This is a genomic window from Marinilabilia sp. (assembly GCF_016278715.1).
Taxonomy (GTDB): domain Bacteria; phylum Bacteroidota; class Bacteroidia; order Bacteroidales; family Marinilabiliaceae; genus Marinilabilia.
Genome location: NZ_JADQBH010000312.1, coordinates 1 through 17697 on the forward strand (window position 1 = coordinate 1; position 17697 = coordinate 17697).

Consider the following 17697-nt stretch of genomic DNA (forward strand, 5'->3'; position numbering starts at 1 on the left):
GCTGATTTTCGGAATCGGAACGCTCTACCTTATTGGACTACTTGGGCTTGGTTTGTTGCTCTCCACTTTTTCATCGTCCCAGCAGCAGGTAACGTTTGTCAGTTACTTCTTTCTGTTGGTTTTTATTCTGATGAGTGGTATTTTTACTTCCGTGGATAACATGCCCGACTGGGGTCAAAAGGTGAATTTAATTAATCCCTTATTCTATTTTATAAATGTGATGCGCAGCATTTTGTTGAAAGGGGCCGGTTTTGTTGATTTGTGGCGACAAGTGGCCGGAATTTTGTTTCTGGCAATAATCCTGGTTATCCTGGCGGTTTTTAATTATCGAAAAGCGTCCTGATTTTCTTCTGTCAATTTGTGGTTTGATGAAATGGGTTTGTTTAGCTTAAGTATAGTTGCGTGTTTTTTTAAAGATTGCTTCACGCTGAGTCCTCGCATATTTTCACTTTAATCTGGCAACCTCTTCTCCATACCAATAGGACCTTGTCATCGCGAGGGCCATGCCCGAAGCAATCTCTAATAAATAAAACGCTTTTTTAAGCTTCAACGATATATTTATTAAATTTATAACTTTGAGTCTGATATAGATGTAATTTGGATTGTAAAACTTAAAAAATCGAAATCATGAGTAAAAAAAACGCATGTAATTCTCAAAGCGGTAATGCGGTTTACGGATTGGGGCTTATCGGTGCTGCAGTGTTCTATATTTCTCAGGCTACTACGTTCTGGATGGGGGTGCTGGGCTTCCTTAAAGCATTAGTTTGGCCTGCTTTTCTTGTCTATGAGGCATTGAGGTATATTTATCTGTGAGAGTAAATGCTTCTGTAATCCAAATAATTCTAATATCTTTGTGCTTTTAATAATATTAGATGACATTTAAAGAATTAGAAATTATAGATCCTATTCTGAGATCTCTTCAGGAAAAAGGCTATACACAACCAACACCAATACAGGAACAGTCTATTCCTATTTTATTAAGTGGTAAGGATTTATTAGGATGTGCTCAGACAGGTACAGGGAAAACAGCAGCTTTTTCAATTCCAATACTTCAGAATATTTATTTGAATACCTCTTCTGATCATCAATCCAGACGACGAAGAAAACCGGGTTTAAAGGCACTTATTGTTACTCCGACCAGAGAACTGGCCATTCAAATTGGCGAAAGTCTCACGGATTACGGTAAATTTACCGGTATTCGGAATACCGTTATCTTTGGTGGTGTTAAGCAAGGTGCTCAGACGCAGGCGTTGCAGCGAGGTACCGATATTTTGGTAGCTACTCCCGGCCGATTACTTGATTTAATAAACCAGGGCTTTATCAGCTTGGGCGAAATTGAGTATTTTGTTCTGGATGAAGCCGACCGGATGTTGGATATGGGCTTTATTCACGATGTGAAGAAAATCATTAATTTCCTTCCGGTAAAACGGCAATCTTTGTTTTTTTCGGCCACCATGGCCCCTGAAATTGTTAAGTTGTCAGGGAAAATCCTAGGTGGAAATCCGGGAAAAGTAAGTATTACCCCGAAGCAGAATACTGCAGAAAAAGTAGATCAGTCGGTTTATTTCGTAGATAAGAAAAGCAAATCCAAATTATTGGTACATTTGATGGAAGAAAATCCTGAAGATTCTACCCTGGTATTTTCACGTACGAAGCATGGAGCTGATAAAATAGTTAAGATGCTGAAGAAGGCCGGAATCAATGCTTTGGCTATTCACGGTAACAAATCTCAGGGTGCCCGTCAAAAGGCTCTGGGAGATTTTAAATCGGGCGAGACAAGCGTGCTTGTGGCAACAGATATTGCCGCCCGGGGTATAGATGTTTCAGGATTGGGAAGAGTGATTAACTATGACCTGCCGAATATCCCTGAAACCTATGTACATAGAATCGGACGGACAGGAAGAGCTAACGCTGAAGGAACAGCTCTTTCGTTTTGTGATGTGGAAGAGAAACCTTATCTTAACGACATTCAAAAACTGATTAATCAAAATATCCCCGTTGTTAAAGGTCATCCTTTTATTCCTCAGGTTGAGGCAGGGGTTGAAATAAATGCAAAAGTTACAGAAAGACCTGAAAGAGAGCGAAGCAGGAATTCTTCGAAGAAGTCCTACTCTGCCAACAGGAACAGGAAATATGGTAACAATCGCAGGTCAGGAAATTAATTATGCTGAAGTCGAATCCGACTTTGTTGCGTTTTATTGAGTTGTGGAGACCAGGGACTGTTTTTGTCCGCATTTGCCATGTTTGAGTGGTTTGTAACGGAATGTGAATTTTTAAATCAAATAAATTAATTTATGGGTAGATCACAAGAGTCATTTAACAAAAAGGAAGTTAGAAATAAGAAGGAAAAGAAGAGAAAAGAGAAAGAACAAAAGCGTCTTGCTCGAAAAGATGGGGATAAGAGTGGTAACCTCGACGACATGATTGCTTATGTGGATGAGCATGGAAACCTTTCATCAACTCCACCCGATCCTACTAAAAAGAAGGAAGAAATTGATGTTGATGCTATTCAGATAAGTGTTCCCAAGAGGAGCGAGGAGGATGAAGAAGATCCAATCCGAAAAGGAACGGTTAATGCCTTTTTTGATTCAAAAGGATTTGGTTTTATTAAAGATATTGAAACCAAAGAGAGTGTTTTCTTCCATGTGAGTAACGTCGTTGACGATGTTATTGAAGGTAATTTGGTTAGTTACGAGGTCGAAATGGGTCCAAAAGGTCCGGTAGCAGTCAATGTAAAACAAATCAAGTAATCTGCTGCTTTCCCATTACTTTTTTAGGTTTTTGAAGCAATAAGATGAAGAAGAAAATAGTAATTACCCATCAACTTCCGAAAGCACCATTTTCTGCACTTAAAGATGATTTTGAGGTTATCTGGCCTGATGCTGATTCTTTTGGACAGGAAGAGCTTTTGGAAAATCTCAGGGATGCTGAAGTTGTTGTTACTGTTTTTGGAAAACCCTTCAATACTGAAATGATTAAGGCAGCCCCAAAGCTTAAATTAATTGCCAATTATGGCGCCGGGGTTGATAATATTGACATCCCCACCGCCACCGGTTCAGGAATTGTGGTTACCAACACGCCTGATGCTGTTACGGAGCCCACAGCAGAATTAGCTATGGGGTTGATCCTGGATTTGGCCCGACGTATTTCTGAGTTGGATAGAGGGCTTCGGTCAAAAAGCCTCCCGGACTGGGGGGTTTTAAATAATTTAAGTACAACATTGGAGGGAAAAACCCTTGGCATTGTGGGGATGGGGGCTATTGGTCGAGCCCTTGCCCGTAGAGCCAATGCTTTTGGGATGAAGATTATTTATCACAATCGTACCAGGGTCTCTACCGAAACGGAAGAGAAACTTGAGGCACGTTATACCGATTTGCAGAATCTGCTGAGAAATTCAGATTTTGTTTCTCTGAATATCCCGTTAACCCCCGAAACTGAAGGAATGATCGGAATCTCTGAGTTGAAACTCCTGAAGACATCCGCATACCTCATCAACACTGCGCGGGGAGCAGTTCTGGACCAGGTGGCTTTAATAAAGGTTCTGAAAAATAAAGAGATTGCGGGAGCGGCATTGGATGTGTATCAGAATGAACCGGTTGTCCCTGATGAATTGCTGACAATGGAAAATGTGGTTGTTAGTCCGCATGTTGGAAGCGCCACCCATGAGACCCGCGAAGTTATGAGCAGGCAGGTTGTCACGATCATTCAGGACTTTTTTCAGGGACTTACTGGCTTTTCTGTGGTGAATCCTGAAGTTTTGAACTCCAATAAGTAAAGGCTAAATCAGGGTAACCGGGTTTTTGTTTTATCAGGTAAAATATTATTGAAATGATTCAGCAAATTAAAGTTACATTGCCAGAGCTTGGACGCGGATTTTATTTGATAACCAGCTATATAACAGCTGAACTTCCTGAATTACCCGAAAGCGGACTGGTTAATATTTTTATTCAGCATACTTCTGCTGCACTTTCCCTGAATGAGAATGCAGATCCTTCGGTAAGGGATGACTTCGAAACCATTTTCAATAAACTGGTTCTCGAAAATGACCCTGATTATACACATACTCTTGAAGGTTCGGATGATATGCCGGCACATGCCAAGAGTTCTATTTTGGGAGCAACTTTGACTATTCCTGTTTCACAACATCGCATGGCACTTGGAATGTGGCAGGGTATTTATTTGTGCGAATTCCGAAATTATGGAGGCCCCAGACGCCTGGTGGTCACCATCTGGTCCTGATTTTCAGGGGTCATTTGATTAGCAGTGAAATATCCTTCATTATCTCTTTTTCATTTTCCCAGGTGAATTTTTGTGCTGCAATAGGTATGGTTTGTTGCCATTTTTTCCGCAATTCCTGATTTTCACAAGCTTCTTTGATGGCTGTTGCTATGTCTCCGGGTTCCATGGAATCAATAACGAGTCCTGTTTCATTGGTGTTAACACATTCTGCCATGTCGGGGAAGTTACTGGCGATAACCGGAATTCCAGCCTGTGCATAATCAAAGATGCGATTGGGTAAGGAATGATAGTAGTTTAGACCCAGGTTTTCATGTAAAGCAATTCCTACAAAGGCGTTGTTATGATACTTATGAAGCTCCCCGAATGGAATTGCACCAAGGAAGTCCACACGGTTCTCCAGTCCCATTTTTTGGGTGAGTTGTTTTAATTCGTTTTCGCAGTCTCCACTCCCCGCGATAGAAAATCGATAATTGTCAGGTAAAAAACTTAATGCCGCAATGGTTTGTTTTATTCCTCTTCCGTAATTTAAGGCTCCCTGATAAAATATTATTTTTTGCTTACCCTCCACTAATGGAACTCTAGATGCTCTTTTTTTCAAAGGGAAATTTCTCAGTAATCTGAATTCTAAGCCAAAGTTTTCTTTGTATAGGTTTACCAGACCGGGAGAGACGGTAAAATATCTGTCACACCCGGGAAGGAATATTTTTTCTAATATTACCCATATTTTTTTCGCAAAATTCCGGTTGAGCAATTCCGGCAACTCTGAGAAAAACTCATGACCGTCAAAAACAATTGGTTTTCTTCTCAATATTGATGCCGATTTAGCTGCCGGCAGCGTGTCTAAGTCAACGGCCCAAATAAGGTCGTATTTTTGAAATAACAAGAAGAAAAATGTGTAAAGATTTAAAAAGAAGTAAAAGAAAGGACCTTTATTTACTGGAAGCCTAAAAAGTTTTTCCTCTCCTTCGCGAGTGGTTTTCTTTTCTGTTTTCGGAAAATCACGGCCGGTCTTTACCACAAAAAACCCTAACTCAATAAGCGATAGAGTTATTTTATGAACCCTGTTGTCATAAACCAGATTGTTGGAAGTTGTTATAATGGCTTTTTTCAATTTTCTTTTTCTCAAATGTAACAGAATCTCTCTGATCTTATTGCGAATTTTGCATTAGTGTGTCATTATTTTGGTGTTTTGGACTTTTTTTAATAAAAAATATTGTATTAGCTATCATTGGTGTTTAAGAAAAGAGATTGCTTTTCTACGTTGTTGATAACAGGCATTTAAATGATGCTACCGGGACGGACGGGGCATTAAGACTGGAGCAAAGCTATTTTAATCTCCAATCTTCAATTTCCCCGGACAACCGTGATTAAATTTTTTACCTAATCATACCTGGCTGCTAAAAATACCAGTTGATTCAGAAGTGTAAAACTGCCTGCTTGTTTTTAATATTGTGAAATTATTTAAGGTAATGAAAATAAGCAAATTACACTGGTGATTCCAATGAAAAAATGTGTCTTGTTTCCACGGTTTTTAACACATATTTTGCTATATTTGTGTGGCAAAAAAAGATCGTCCGGGAATTATTCGGATAGCAAATTAATAACTTAGTAAAATGAGTGATAACATTAACGAAAGCAATTTGGAACCGGTTAAAGGTTATAGTGCCAGCAGTATTCAGGTACTTGAAGGTCTGGAAGCCGTTCGTAAAAGACCGGCAATGTATATTGGTGACGTTGGACACCGAGGACTCCATCACCTGGTTTATGAGGTGGTAGATAACTCTATTGACGAAGCTTTGGCCGGATATTGTACTTCAATTGGAGTCACTATTAATGAAGACAACAGTGTCACCGTGGTTGATAATGGCCGCGGAATTCCTGTGGATATTCACAAGAAAGAGGGACGTTCAGCCCTTGAGGTGGTTATGACGGTTCTTCATGCCGGAGGTAAATTTGATAAAGACAGCTATAAGGTTTCCGGCGGACTGCACGGTGTTGGTGTTTCTTGTGTGAACGCCCTTTCTATTAGTTTGAAAGCTGAAGTGCATCGTGATGGTAAAATTTATCGTCAGGAATACTGTAAGGGTAAACCTCTGCAAAGTATTGAGGAGGTTGGAACGACCGATATTACCGGTACCTGGATTACATTTAAGCCAGATGACAGCATTTTTAATGAAACTGAATACCGTTATAGTATTTTGGCTAACAGAATGCGTGAATTAGCTTTTCTGAATGCGGGACTGGAGATTATTCTTATCGATAAGCGTGATGTGGATGAAGATGGAAATGTAAAAAAGGAGCGTTTCTATTCGGATGAAGGATTGTTGGAATTTGTGAAATTTATTGATGTCAACAGGGACCATTTGATTGATCAACCTATCAGTATCTCGACAGAGAAAAATGATGTTCCCGTTGATATAGCTATTGTTTATAATACTTCTTTCAATGAAAATATCTATTCCTATGTGAATAATATCAATACCATTGAGGGAGGAACGCATTTGACCGGTTTTCGTCGGGGATTGACCCGGACCCTCAAAAACTGGGCAGATAAGTCAGGTCTGCTTTCAAAGTTGAAATTTGATATTAATGGTGATGATTTCCGTGAAGGATTGACCGCCGTTATCTCTGTGAAAGTTGCGGAGCCTCAGTTTGAGGGACAGACCAAGACAAAACTGGGAAATAGTGAAGTTAGTCTGGCCGTTGATCAGGCTGTTAGCACTATGCTTAATAATTATCTGGAGGAAAACCCCAAGGATGCCAAGGCGATTGTGAATAAGGTGATTCTTGCTGCGACTGCCCGTCACGCTGCCCGGAAAGCCAGAGAACTGGTTCAACGGAAAAGTGTGTTGACAGGTGGGGGACTGCCCGGAAAACTGGCCGACTGTTCTGAAAAGGACCCAACTCTATCAGAAATTTTCCTTGTTGAGGGAGACTCTGCCGGAGGAACAGCCAAACAAGGACGTAGCCGGAAATTTCAGGCAATTTTGCCCCTTAGAGGTAAAATTCTTAATGTGGAGAAAGCATTGCAGCACCGGGTTTTTGAAAGCGATGAGATTAAGAATATTTTTACTGCTTTGGGCGTAAATATTGGTACAGAAGATGATAGCAAGGCGCTTAACATCGAAAAACTCCGTTATCACAAAATTGTGATTATGACGGATGCCGATGTGGACGGACGCCACATTAATACTTTGATTATGACCTTCTTCTTCAGGTATATGAAAGAGCTGATCAAGGAAGGATATCTGTATATTGCTGCTCCTCCGCTATATTTTCTTAAAAAAGGAAAAAATGAGCAATACTGTTGGACAGACGCCCAACGTCGTGAATTTGTTGAGCGGTATGCTGACGGCAAGGAAGATTCGGTTCACATTCAGCGTTACAAAGGTCTTGGTGAAATGAATGCCGAGCAGTTGTGGCACACTACCATGAATCCTGAAAACCGTTTGTTGAGGCAGATTACTTATGAAAACGCTACCGAAGCCGATCGTGTTTTCAGTATGCTGATGGGAGACGATGTCCCTCCCAGACGAGAGTTTATTGAAAAGAATGCCACGTATGCGAATATCGATGCATAAGTGTAAATAGATATAATAAAAAAAGATCGTCCCACGGGCGGTCTTTTTTTTATAGGTTATAAGGGAGTGCGTTTAGACGAAACTATCTCACTGCAGTAGCCAAAAAAAACCTTCCGAAAATTTATTCGGAAGGTTTTTTTTATTTTAAATACTTCGCTTATCCTAAATAAGATTTCAACAGTTTACTTCTCGAAGTGTGTCGGAGGCGACGAATTGCCTTTTCCTTTATCTGGCGGACACGTTCACGGGTCAAACCAAAGCGCTCACCAATTTCTTCGAGTGTCATCTCCTGGCAACCAATACCAAAGAAAAGCTTTATGATATCGCTTTCTCTTTCTGTCAGTGTGGCTAAGGCTCGCTCAATTTCACGTGCCAAAGACTCATTCATCAGGGTTTTGTCGGCATTGGGTGAATCGCTGTTAACCAGAACATCCAACAGACTGTTGTCTTCTCCTTCTACAAAAGGTGCATCTACGGAGATATGACGACCGGAGACTCTGAGGGTGTCGGCCACTTTATCAGCGGGAATTTCCAACACTTCAGCAAGTTCTTCAGGTGAAGGCTTGCGCTCGTGTTCCTGCTCAAATTTTGAGTAGGCTTTATTGATCTTGTTCAGTGAGCCAACCTGGTTCAAGGGTAATCGAACAATACGCGACTGCTCGGCCAGTGCTTGAAGAATAGACTGACGGATCCACCAAACTGCGTATGAAATAAATTTGAATCCTCTTGTTTCATCAAACTTCTCGGCTGCCTTGATGAGTCCAAGGTTCCCCTCGTTGATAAGGTCGGGGAGACTCAATCCCTGATTCTGGTATTGCTTGGCCACTGAAACCACAAAACGCAGGTTGGCACGGGTGAGTTTCTCCAGTGCAACCTGGTCACCCTTTTTGATCCGCTGTGCCAATTCAACTTCCTCTTCAACAGAAATCAGGTCTTCACGACCAATTTCCTGAAGATACTTGTCCAACGACGCGCTTTCGCGGTTAGTGATCGATTTAGTTATCTTTAATTGTCTCATAAAAATTTCCCAAAAATACGCCGCAAAAGTACAACAATTCGGCGACTATTGCAAGCCTCCGGGGGTGTGTAATCTGTCACGTTCGTCTATCTATCTAAATTTATTGCATAATAGGCCACTTGTCCGTTGGGATATATCCCGGTGAGGAAAAGGCCCTCTTCAACCATCTCCACTACTTTCCGCAGGTCTTCGATGCTATCTATGGGGACACGGTTAGCTTTGGTAATAATAAAACTTTCCTGAATCCCAACATCCCGGAGTTTTCCATTTTCAAGGTTTGAAACTTTGATTCCATTGCTTATTCTGAGACGCGCTTTTTCTTCATTTGAAACTTCTTCAAATGTAGCTCCCAGGATTGAAAGTGATTTGTCTGCTTTTACAACGTCAGTCGAGCCATAAATGTTTCGTAAAGTGACAGAAAAATCTTTCTTTTTTCCATTTCTTATGGCCGTAACATTTACAATATCGCCAGGGCGAAAACGACTGATTTTTTCCTGTAACTCGGAGACTTTTTTCACCTCTTCGTTGTTTACACTAATGATGACATCTCCTTTTTCAATTCCTGCATCTTCAGCACCACTGCCACCAATTACATTGGCCACATAGACACCCTGATTGGTATTCAGATCAAGTTCTTCGGACAACTGGCTGTCAACACTTCGGATGTTTATTCCTAAGATACCTCTTTGAACCTTCCCAAATTCCATTAAGTCGGCAATAACTTTGCTTACAATACTAACCGGTACGGCAAAAGAATAACCAGTGTAAGAGCCTGTTTGTGAGGCAATCGCTGTATTGATGCCGATTAATTCACCTTTTGTGTTGACCAGTGCGCCGCCACTGTTTCCGGGGTTTACTGCCGCATCGGTCTGAATGAAAGACTCAATTCCCAAAGTTCCTTGTTGATTGGCCAGGATGTTGATGCTTCTTGATTTTGCGCTGACAATACCTGCAGTGACTGTAGAGGTCAGATTGAATGGATTACCTACAGCTAAAACCCACTCTCCGATCTTTAAATTGTCCGAATTTCCGTATTTCAGATAAGGAAGAGCCGTTGCGTCAATTTTTAATAGAGCAATATCGGTGGATGGATCAGTTCCAATTATTACAGCTTTATATGTTCGGTTATCATTGAGGGTTACTTCGATGTTGGTTGCATTATCAACCACATGATTATTCGTAACAATGTAACCGTCTGTCGTAATAATCACTCCCGAACCGGACCCCATCACCGGCTGCTGTTGACGTGGCATGGGGGAACCAGGGCCAAAAAAGAAATCGAACAACGGGCTTCCGGAATATGCCTGTGATTGATTGCTCACCGTTTTTACGTGTACCACCGCATGAACAGAACTTTCTGCTGCGTTTGTGAAGTCAGGATATTCCCCAGATGGTGCAGATGGAAGTGAAGCGTATCTTGCCCCAGGTATTTGTTCCTGTGGAACTTCGATAATCCGGGTCTCCGGTTTCACAAAATGAGAATAGGCTATTACTGAAATCAGTGCACTTAATACAGCTATAGCAAAAACCGAAAATATTTTTTTTGTATTCATATTTTAGAATTTTTGAGTTAACAATTTTCGTTTTTGATATTTCAAATGATATGCCTTTATTGCCAGGATTACAAACCTTAACTTTTTTTAGGTTTTGTTTTAATTCGTTGTTTCTGGTTTCATATTTTTTTTGGATTCGAAGTTAAATTGGTGAATGAGCCAGAATAGACATTTTTTTTCTGTCTCTTTGACAATCAGGAAGTTTGCCGTGTCTTAGTTTAAGGGTTAGGTTATGAATGGTTATTGGGAGCCCCGGCGAATGCAGACCGTAACCCTAACCCTAAAAAACCGGTAAGCATTTGGATGCCGGGGCAATGGAGGTATCCGGAGCTTTCCCGAAAACGCTTTTATTTTTCCGTTCATAGTAATTTACGACGGTATCCGTGAGTTTGTCAATTTTTTCGTTTTATATTGGCTCAATCTATTTGTAATTTTGTGCCTGCTCCGAGAAGAGGTATTTTTGTCAAGATCAAGACACAAGGAATTTTTGAACCGGAGTTAACCTCTTGTTAATAAGGGTTTATTTTTTTTCTTCTGTAACGACGATGTTGGCAATAAAGATTCTTTTCGGAGTGGGCTCAATTTTGGGGTTTCAAATGCACAGAACAATCTGAGGCTTTTGGAAAATGTTTGGGACAGTTCGGAAAATGTATGATTCAGGCATAAGTATAAACTTTTAAACGATAAGTCGATATGACAAAATTTCATTTTTATAAATACCAGGGAACCGGAAACGACTTTGTGTTGATTGACAATAGGGATCTCTCTTTCGACGGAAAGAATGTTGATTTGATTGCTTCACTTTGCCACAGAAGGTTTGGGGTAGGGGCTGATGGCTTAATGCTCTTGGAACCATCCGATAATCATTCCTTTACGATGCGTTACTACAATAGTGACGGGAGAGAAGCAACCATGTGCGGTAATGGCGGCAGATGTATTGCTGCTTTTGCGGTAAACCGGAGTGTGGTGAAGGAGGAAGCCTATTTTTCTTTTGATGCTGTTGATGGAGTGCATGAAGCTTTTGTGAATGGTGAAATTGTGAGTTTGAAAATGGTTGATGTTTCGGGATTTGAAGAAAAGGAGGATGGTCTGTTTTTGGATACCGGGTCACCCCATTTTATTAGATTTGTTGACAATCCTGCGCAGGTTAATGTGTTTAAGGAGGGAAAATACTGGCGAAATCACGATCTTTTTGCACCAGGAGGAACCAATGTAAATTTTGTAGGAAAACCATTGAACGGAGAAGTAACCATGCGGACTTTTGAACGGGGAGTGGAGGAGGAAACCTGGTCGTGCGGTACAGGCGCGGTAGCTTCTGCAATCGCTACCTATATCAGGGATGGTAAGGGAACCTGTTTTAATATGAGTGTTCCGGGTGGTAAACTAACAGTTAGTTTTGATGTTAAAGAAACAGGACGATTTGAGAATATTTGGTTAAAAGGCCCGGCGAAGTATGTTTTCGAAGGGATTATGGGTTGATGGAATTTTTAATTAACGTTATTAAGTGTTGAATGGATTTTAAAATAATATCGGACTTTTTGCCTACCGGAGATCAGCCGGAAGCCATTCGTCAGTTGGTGGATGGTGTCAGCAGCAATAATCCTTATCAAACTTTGTTGGGGGTGACCGGCTCTGGTAAAACTTTTACCATTGCCAATGTTATCGAAAAAGTGCAGAAACCCACATTAATATTGAGTCATAACAAAACGCTGGCGGCACAGCTCTATGGTGAGTTTAAGAGCTTTTTTCCGGAGAATGCTGTGGAGTACTTTGTTTCGTATTACGATTATTATCAACCCGAAGCATACATTCCGGTTTCAGACACTTACATCGAAAAAGACCTGGCAATCAATGATGAGATTGAGAAACTTCGCCTGAGTGCCACATTTGCATTGTTGTCTGGCAGAAGAGACGTAATTGTTGTTTCTTCGGTTTCCTGTTTGTACGGGATCGGTAATCCAGAAGATTTCCATGCCAATGTAATTCCGCTGGAAAAGGGACAGGCAATCGGTCGGAATAAATTTTTACGTCACCTGGTAGAAGCGCTCTATTCCAGAAATGAAGTCGAATTTCAACGGGGTAATTTCCGGGTTAAGGGCGATACAGTGGAGATATTTCTGGCTTATGCCGATCATGCCTGCCGGGTTATCTTCTGGGGAGATGAGATAGAGTCCATCGAAACTTTCGATCCGGTTAACAACATCACGCTTTCTTCAATTGATCAAATTCTGATTTACCCTGCGAATATTTTTGTTACCACCAAGGAACGAATTAACCAGGCAATCAGAATGATTCAGGACGATTTGGTGAAGCAGGTTGAGTATTTTCGTGAAATAGGAAAGCCTCTTGAAGCTAAGCGTCTGGATGAGAGAGTGAATTATGATTTGGAGATGATTCGTGAATTGGGGCATTGTCCGGGAATAGAAAATTACAGCCGTTATTTTGATGGGCGCCCTGAAGGGACGAGGCCGTTCTGTTTATTGGATTATTTTCCAAGTGACTTTTTGGCTGTCGTGGATGAGAGCCATGTAACTTTACCTCAAATAAGGGCTATGTATGGCGGTGACTACAGCCGCAAACAAAATCTGGTAGAGTATGGCTTTCGTTTACCAGCTGCAATGGATAACCGCCCTTTGAAATTTGAAGAATTTGAGCACATTACCAATCAAACTATATTTGTAAGTGCCACTCCTGCTGATTATGAACTGGCAAAAAGTGAAGGGGTAGTGGTGGAGCAGGTTATCCGTCCTACCGGGTTACTTGATCCGGTCATTGATGTGCGACCAAGTCTTAACCAAATTGATAACCTTCTTGAGGAGATTCGAATCAGAGTGAAAGCAGATGAAAGAGTTCTGGTTACTACTTTGACAAAAAGGATGGCTGAGGAACTTACGAAATATCTTCAGAAACTGGATATTAAAACGGAATATATTCACTCGGATGTTGAGACTCTTGAACGCGTGAAAATTATGGAGCATTTACGGAATGGAGTTATTGATGTATTGGTGGGAGTCAACTTATTACGTGAAGGACTGGATTTGCCGGAAGTTTCTCTAGTTGCAATTTTGGATGCCGATAAAGAGGGGTTTTTACGTTCAACACGCTCTTTGACTCAGACTGCCGGACGTGCTGCCCGGAACCTGAACGGCACTGTTATCATGTATGCTGATAAGATGACGAAATCGATGCAGGAAACTATTGATGCCACGGATTACCGAAGGGAGAAACAGCTCGCTTATAATGAAAAAAACGGAATTACGCCTGCTGCCATTATCAGAAAAAGGAGCAGCGCTTTTCAGAGTCAGGAAGAGAAAGATAAAACCTCAAAAATAGCCCATGCATATTCTGGGCCGGAGGACCAGGGAGTGGATGCCGCGGCAGATCCTGTTTTATCGTATATGTCTGCAGAAAATCTTGAAAAAACAATTGCAAAAACCAAAAAAGCAATGCAGGAAGCAGCAAAAGACCTGGATTTTATTCAGGCAGCCCAATACCGGGATGAGATGTTCAGGTTGGAAAAGCTTTTAAAAAAGAAACAAAAATGAGGGTGGTATAAAAAGGCATATTTTTTTCAAATAACTATCAAAAATGCGTAAGCTGTACATTTCTAATTTTAAGCAATTTTAATTAGATAAAATAATGTTGCTTTAGGATAACCCCGTTATGGAAAAACAGATTTTTCGTTGTTCCTCCTACCAATGACAGATTTTTATAACAAGCAAAAAACATCAGAAAATAATAATTGGGTCTCTATTAGGAATCTCCCCAATCTGTTTTAGACTCATTATGCCTCAAATTTTTTTGAGGTAGGCACTCACAATGACATCCCACTAAGAGTCATTCTTAGCCCGCGAAGAATCTCCCATAAAACAATAGAAACAATCAAGCCAAACACTTCTTTTAGTCTGAGCTTGTAAAGAATCTCTGATAAAAGTAATTTAGTCAGGAGTGGGGATTCCGGGCAGTGACATACCCAACAAACCGACTATGTAAAATTAATAGCCATTTAAGCGGGATATGAATTTAAATCTGGTTAGAAGAAAAGGAATTTTTTCTTGTCAGTCCTTCTGTTAGGCGTTCTACGTGACTTGGATTGATAAAACTGTCTTGTTTTGATGTAACTCTTACGGTTGTATTTTGGATCATTCCGCAATTTGCTATCCTGAATTACAAAAGTAATACCCACCGTGAAGTTGTAATAGACATCGTAAGGGTCGGTGGAAATCGGGTTCACTTCTGTTTGCCAGTCATCGTGTGCATACCAAACATCATGCACATCCATTCTGTCGGTAAATGGTACAGCACTTGACACTTCTATATTTGCACTTATCATTGGGTTAATCCAAAAAGAAGCACCGCCACCAAAAGAAACCAGAGGGGCAATTTCTGAAGCAGAACGCCATTCTTCATCCTGTGGACCACTACCTGCTTCTCCCCAATATTCGGTAGAATTGTAATAAACCAGCCCCACGTTCAGATGAGCATAGGGCTGAAAAGTACGTTGCTTGAAGTAACCCATGATGTGGTTCAGGGGTTTATAGGTTCCACCAACGGTAAATTCGGTGTAAATATTATCAAAATAAGCATATTCGAGGCCTGAGGTAGGGAAGACCTGAGTTCCTTTCATTTGTCCTCCCAATAATTGAACCCGGGCCGAAATAAATTCGCTCATTTCACGATCAACCATAGCACCAACTGTAAAGCTACCTCTGGATTCATCCACGAGATCGCCGAAAAACATGTTGTAACCGCCCTTTGCAGTGACGCTCATTCCTTCAAGAATATTGAGCTGACCTCTGTTCTGAGATGAGCTGTTGCTTGAAAACAAGAGTGTTATGACAAATGTTAATATAGTAATTTTTGCGTTTGTGTGCATGGACAGTAAAAGTTAGGTGTCTTAAACCGACTGTAAAAATGGGAAAAACTTTACTAATACAAAAACTACTTACGTGGGTTTGTACCTAAAGTTGACATTTTTGGTGCTCTTTTTTTACAAAACGCACAAAATGTTATTTCATTGGTTAATTTCTTTCCATGTAATCAATAACAGAATAATTTGCTTCTGACAGTTTTCTGAGCATTAACATGGACAAAATAATTAAATTTCCTGAAAGAAAGAATGTTATTCTCTTTTTTGATTTTTTAGATGATGATTTTTATTGTTTTGTTAAATAGTTATTCAGGTTCTTTCTGTTTCTTTCAGATTGAAATTCCCTACCTTCAGCGGAGTAAAGGAAGTTAATTTCATCTTCGAAGTGCTCTTCTACTTTTCGACGAACTATTTTCATAGTACTGTTAAGAAGTTTATTGGCTTCGGTAAAGGCTTCCGGGAGAATAATGCTGGCTGAAGGAAGCCATCTTGCGGGGTACATATTTTCTAGTTTGCCTCCTTTTTTGAATTCTGCCAGTTGCTCCTGGATCGCTTCCAATACTTTATCGGCTTTTTGTTCGGGAGTGAGATCCCCATCCAGATGTTTAATCAGTTGTTTGGTCTGTTCCACATTGGGAACGATTAGTCCAACGGTATATGGGTTTTGATTATTGTGCAACACAAACTGGTCGATTAGCGGGCAATGGTCAATGATTGCTTCTTCGATTCCTTCGGGACTGTATTTTTCACCATCCGAACCAATCAAAAGGCTTTTAAACCGGCCAAGCACGTATAGGTATCCCTCCTGGTCCATGTAACCCAAATCGCCTGTATAAAGCCAGCCATCCTTTATAGTTTCCCTGGTGGCTTCCTCGTTTTTCCAGTAACCCAACATGACATTCTCTCCTTTTATGACAATCTCTCCCGAAGTTTCAGCTGGCAGCTCCCTTCCCTGGTCGTCACAAATTCGAACTTCCAGATTTTGGACTATCGGTCCGGAAGAGCCTAACTTGTGATGGTTTGGAGTATTTGCCGAAATAATAGGAGCGGCCTCACTCAATCCATAGCCCTGATACATCGGAATTCCAAGGGCATAAAAGAATTTTTGGAGGTCAATATCCAGAAGAGCTCCTCCGCCAATAAAAAATTGAAGGTTCCCGCCAAAACGGACTCTTATTGCTTTAAAAAGAATATTGTCGAACAGTTTGTACAAGGGTGTTGTCATTTTCTTGAAACCATTGCCTTTATCATTTCCTTTACCATTGTACCATATTGCATATCTCATTGCAAGGTTGAATAAAGCTGAGGAAAACTTGCCTTTTGTTGCAATTCCTTTTTCTATATTCTTTCGGAAATTTTTTGCCATGGCCGGGACACTCATCAATACATGGGGTTGGATTTCCAGAATATTGTTGGCAAAATTCTTTAAAGTTTCAATTTGATTTTTTCCCGTTTCCACCGAAGCAATGGAAGCTCCTTTGTACATAAAGGCATACAGTGCTGCAGTATGAGCAAAGGCGTGGTCCCAGGGGAGCACAACTAATGTTCTGAAATGGGCAGGGATGTCAATGAAGCTGAAGGCCTGCTCTACATTTGCTGTATAGTTCCTGTGCGATAACATAATCCCCTTGGGTTGAGCAGTTGTTCCGGAGGTATAAGATATATTGGCAATGTCGTTAAAATCAACCGAATCCTTTATTTGGTTAATTTCCTGCAGATGGTTCTTCAGGTACTTTTTTCCTGAATTTACTACTTCTTTGTATGAAATTTCCTTTTCCTGAATATCATTCAGGTTATCCAAAACAATTATCTTCTCGACAGCCGGAAGATTCGGCATGATTTGACGAATTTTTAGAAGTTGATTACCGGATGCAATGATTACTCTTGATTCGGAATGTACAATTCGAAAAATCAATTCCTGGTCAGCTTCCAGTTTTGTACTTAACGGTACATTGATTGCCCCACAAAAAAGAATGGCCAGTTCTGATACAAGCCAGCTGTTACGACCTTCGGAAAGCAATGCCAGACGGTCACCTTTTTTTATCCCAAAATCAACGAGCCCTGCTGCCAGATCCATTACCTGCTCCCTGGTTTCTTTATACGTTGTGGGTTGAAACCGACCTTCTCTTTTTTCCCACAAAAGGGGGTGGTCACCGTATTTTTTTACTTTTTCTTCGAAATAGTTAATGATACTGAGCATGGTTTGAAAATTTGTTTGCATACAAATGTAGAAAATTCCTGTAAACAGCAGTTGTGTTCGATTCCGGACAGTGCTTGTCGTATTTCGGACAATTCACGAATTGAAACATTGTGCTTAAATATTACATAAACAGCTATTTAGGATTCGTGGCAAGTTTTTGGATTAAGTGGAAAGTGAATACAGATATTTGCAATGGAAATTTAAAACAATTGCCCGGAATGCTGTTGCAAGGCTCA

At 40.7% G+C, this 17697-nt stretch carries 14 protein-coding genes; 9 read left to right on the forward strand and 5 right to left on the reverse strand.

Features of this window, described 5'->3' with window-relative positions:
• From QZZ43_RS18895 to QZZ43_RS18920, 6 genes are all read left to right on the forward strand, one after another.
• The coding region (locus QZZ43_RS18895; RefSeq protein ID WP_291862561.1) for an ABC transporter permease at positions 1–343 on the forward strand (343 nt) is incomplete at its 5' end.
• A 284-nt stretch (positions 344–627) separates the two neighbouring features.
• Positions 628–813, forward strand: coding sequence for a hypothetical protein (locus QZZ43_RS18900; protein ID WP_291862563.1), 186 nt, complete (start codon positions 628–630; stop codon positions 811–813).
• Positions 814–872: 59 nt separating this feature from the next.
• Complete coding sequence (locus tag QZZ43_RS18905; protein ID WP_291862565.1) at positions 873–2162, forward strand: DEAD/DEAH box helicase; 1290 nt, start codon at positions 873–875, stop codon at positions 2160–2162.
• A gap of 132 nt (positions 2163–2294) precedes the next feature.
• On the forward strand, positions 2295–2750 hold the full coding sequence (locus QZZ43_RS18910) for a cold-shock protein (protein ID WP_291862568.1): 456 nt from the start codon (positions 2295–2297) through the stop codon (positions 2748–2750).
• Positions 2751–2794: 44 nt separating this feature from the next.
• Entirely contained in the window at positions 2795–3775 is a 981-nt protein-coding gene (locus QZZ43_RS18915; protein ID WP_291862570.1) for an NAD(P)-dependent oxidoreductase, read from the forward strand.
• A 53-nt stretch (positions 3776–3828) separates the two neighbouring features.
• A complete protein-coding gene (locus QZZ43_RS18920) occupies positions 3829–4239 on the forward strand; it encodes a secondary thiamine-phosphate synthase enzyme YjbQ (RefSeq protein WP_291862572.1) in 411 nt (136 codons plus the stop codon).
• Between the two features lie 10 nt (positions 4240–4249).
• Here QZZ43_RS18920 and QZZ43_RS18925 read toward each other — a convergent pair whose 3' ends face one another.
• On the reverse strand, positions 4250–5350 hold the full coding sequence (locus QZZ43_RS18925) for a glycosyltransferase (RefSeq protein WP_291862574.1): 1101 nt from the start codon (positions 5348–5350) through the stop codon (positions 4250–4252).
• 502 nt (positions 5351–5852) lie between these two features.
• Here QZZ43_RS18925 and gyrB point away from each other — a divergent pair.
• Positions 5853–7820: a DNA topoisomerase (ATP-hydrolyzing) subunit B gene (gyrB, locus tag QZZ43_RS18930; protein ID WP_291862577.1), complete on the forward strand. Its 1968-nt coding sequence runs from the start codon at positions 5853–5855 to the stop codon at positions 7818–7820.
• Positions 7821–7977: 157 nt separating this feature from the next.
• Here the strand turns inward: gyrB and QZZ43_RS18935 are convergent, their stop codons facing one another.
• Positions 7978–8838: a sigma-70 family RNA polymerase sigma factor gene (locus QZZ43_RS18935; protein WP_291862579.1), complete on the reverse strand. Its 861-nt coding sequence runs from the start codon at positions 8836–8838 to the stop codon at positions 7978–7980.
• 86 nt (positions 8839–8924) lie between these two features.
• Entirely contained in the window at positions 8925–10391 is a 1467-nt protein-coding gene (locus QZZ43_RS18940; RefSeq protein WP_291862582.1) for a Do family serine endopeptidase, read from the reverse strand.
• Between the two features lie 693 nt (positions 10392–11084).
• Here QZZ43_RS18940 and dapF point away from each other — a divergent pair.
• On the forward strand, positions 11085–11870 hold the full coding sequence (gene dapF, locus QZZ43_RS18945; RefSeq protein WP_291862584.1) for a diaminopimelate epimerase: 786 nt from the start codon (positions 11085–11087) through the stop codon (positions 11868–11870).
• A gap of 32 nt (positions 11871–11902) precedes the next feature.
• Positions 11903–13936: an excinuclease ABC subunit UvrB gene (uvrB, locus tag QZZ43_RS18950; protein WP_291862586.1), complete on the forward strand. Its 2034-nt coding sequence runs from the start codon at positions 11903–11905 to the stop codon at positions 13934–13936.
• Between the two features lie 488 nt (positions 13937–14424).
• On the opposite strand, the gene QZZ43_RS18955 is transcribed toward uvrB, so the two are convergent.
• On the reverse strand, positions 14425–15162 hold the full coding sequence (locus QZZ43_RS18955) for a hypothetical protein (RefSeq protein WP_291862589.1): 738 nt from the start codon (positions 15160–15162) through the stop codon (positions 14425–14427).
• Between the two features lie 385 nt (positions 15163–15547).
• Complete coding sequence (locus QZZ43_RS18960; protein WP_291862592.1) at positions 15548–17461, reverse strand: long-chain fatty acid--CoA ligase; 1914 nt, start codon at positions 17459–17461, stop codon at positions 15548–15550.
• Between the last annotated feature and the right edge of the window lie 236 nt (positions 17462–17697).

Coding starts and splice junctions, on each gene's coding strand:
- QZZ43_RS18900 (WP_291862563.1), top strand. CDS start 628: ATGAGTAAAAAAAACGCATGTAATTCTCAAAGCGGTAATGCGGTTTAC.
- QZZ43_RS18905 (WP_291862565.1), top strand. CDS start 873: ATGACATTTAAAGAATTAGAAATTATAGATCCTATTCTGAGATCTCTT.
- QZZ43_RS18910 (WP_291862568.1), top strand. CDS start 2,295: ATGGGTAGATCACAAGAGTCATTTAACAAAAAGGAAGTTAGAAATAAG.
- QZZ43_RS18915 (WP_291862570.1), top strand. CDS start 2,795: ATGAAGAAGAAAATAGTAATTACCCATCAACTTCCGAAAGCACCATTT.
- QZZ43_RS18920 (WP_291862572.1), top strand. CDS start 3,829: ATGATTCAGCAAATTAAAGTTACATTGCCAGAGCTTGGACGCGGATTT.
- gyrB (WP_291862577.1), top strand. CDS start 5,853: ATGAGTGATAACATTAACGAAAGCAATTTGGAACCGGTTAAAGGTTAT.
- QZZ43_RS18935 (WP_291862579.1), bottom strand. CDS start 8,838: ATGAGACAATTAAAGATAACTAAATCGATCACTAACCGCGAAAGCGCG.
- QZZ43_RS18940 (WP_291862582.1), bottom strand. CDS start 10,391: ATGAATACAAAAAAAATATTTTCGGTTTTTGCTATAGCTGTATTAAGT.
- dapF (WP_291862584.1), top strand. CDS start 11,085: ATGACAAAATTTCATTTTTATAAATACCAGGGAACCGGAAACGACTTT.
- uvrB (WP_291862586.1), top strand. CDS start 11,903: ATGGATTTTAAAATAATATCGGACTTTTTGCCTACCGGAGATCAGCCG.
- QZZ43_RS18955 (WP_291862589.1), bottom strand. CDS start 15,162: ATGAGCGTCACTGCAAAGGGCGGTTACAACATGTTTTTCGGCGATCTC.
- QZZ43_RS18960 (WP_291862592.1), bottom strand. CDS start 17,461: ATGCTCAGTATCATTAACTATTTCGAAGAAAAAGTAAAAAAATACGGT.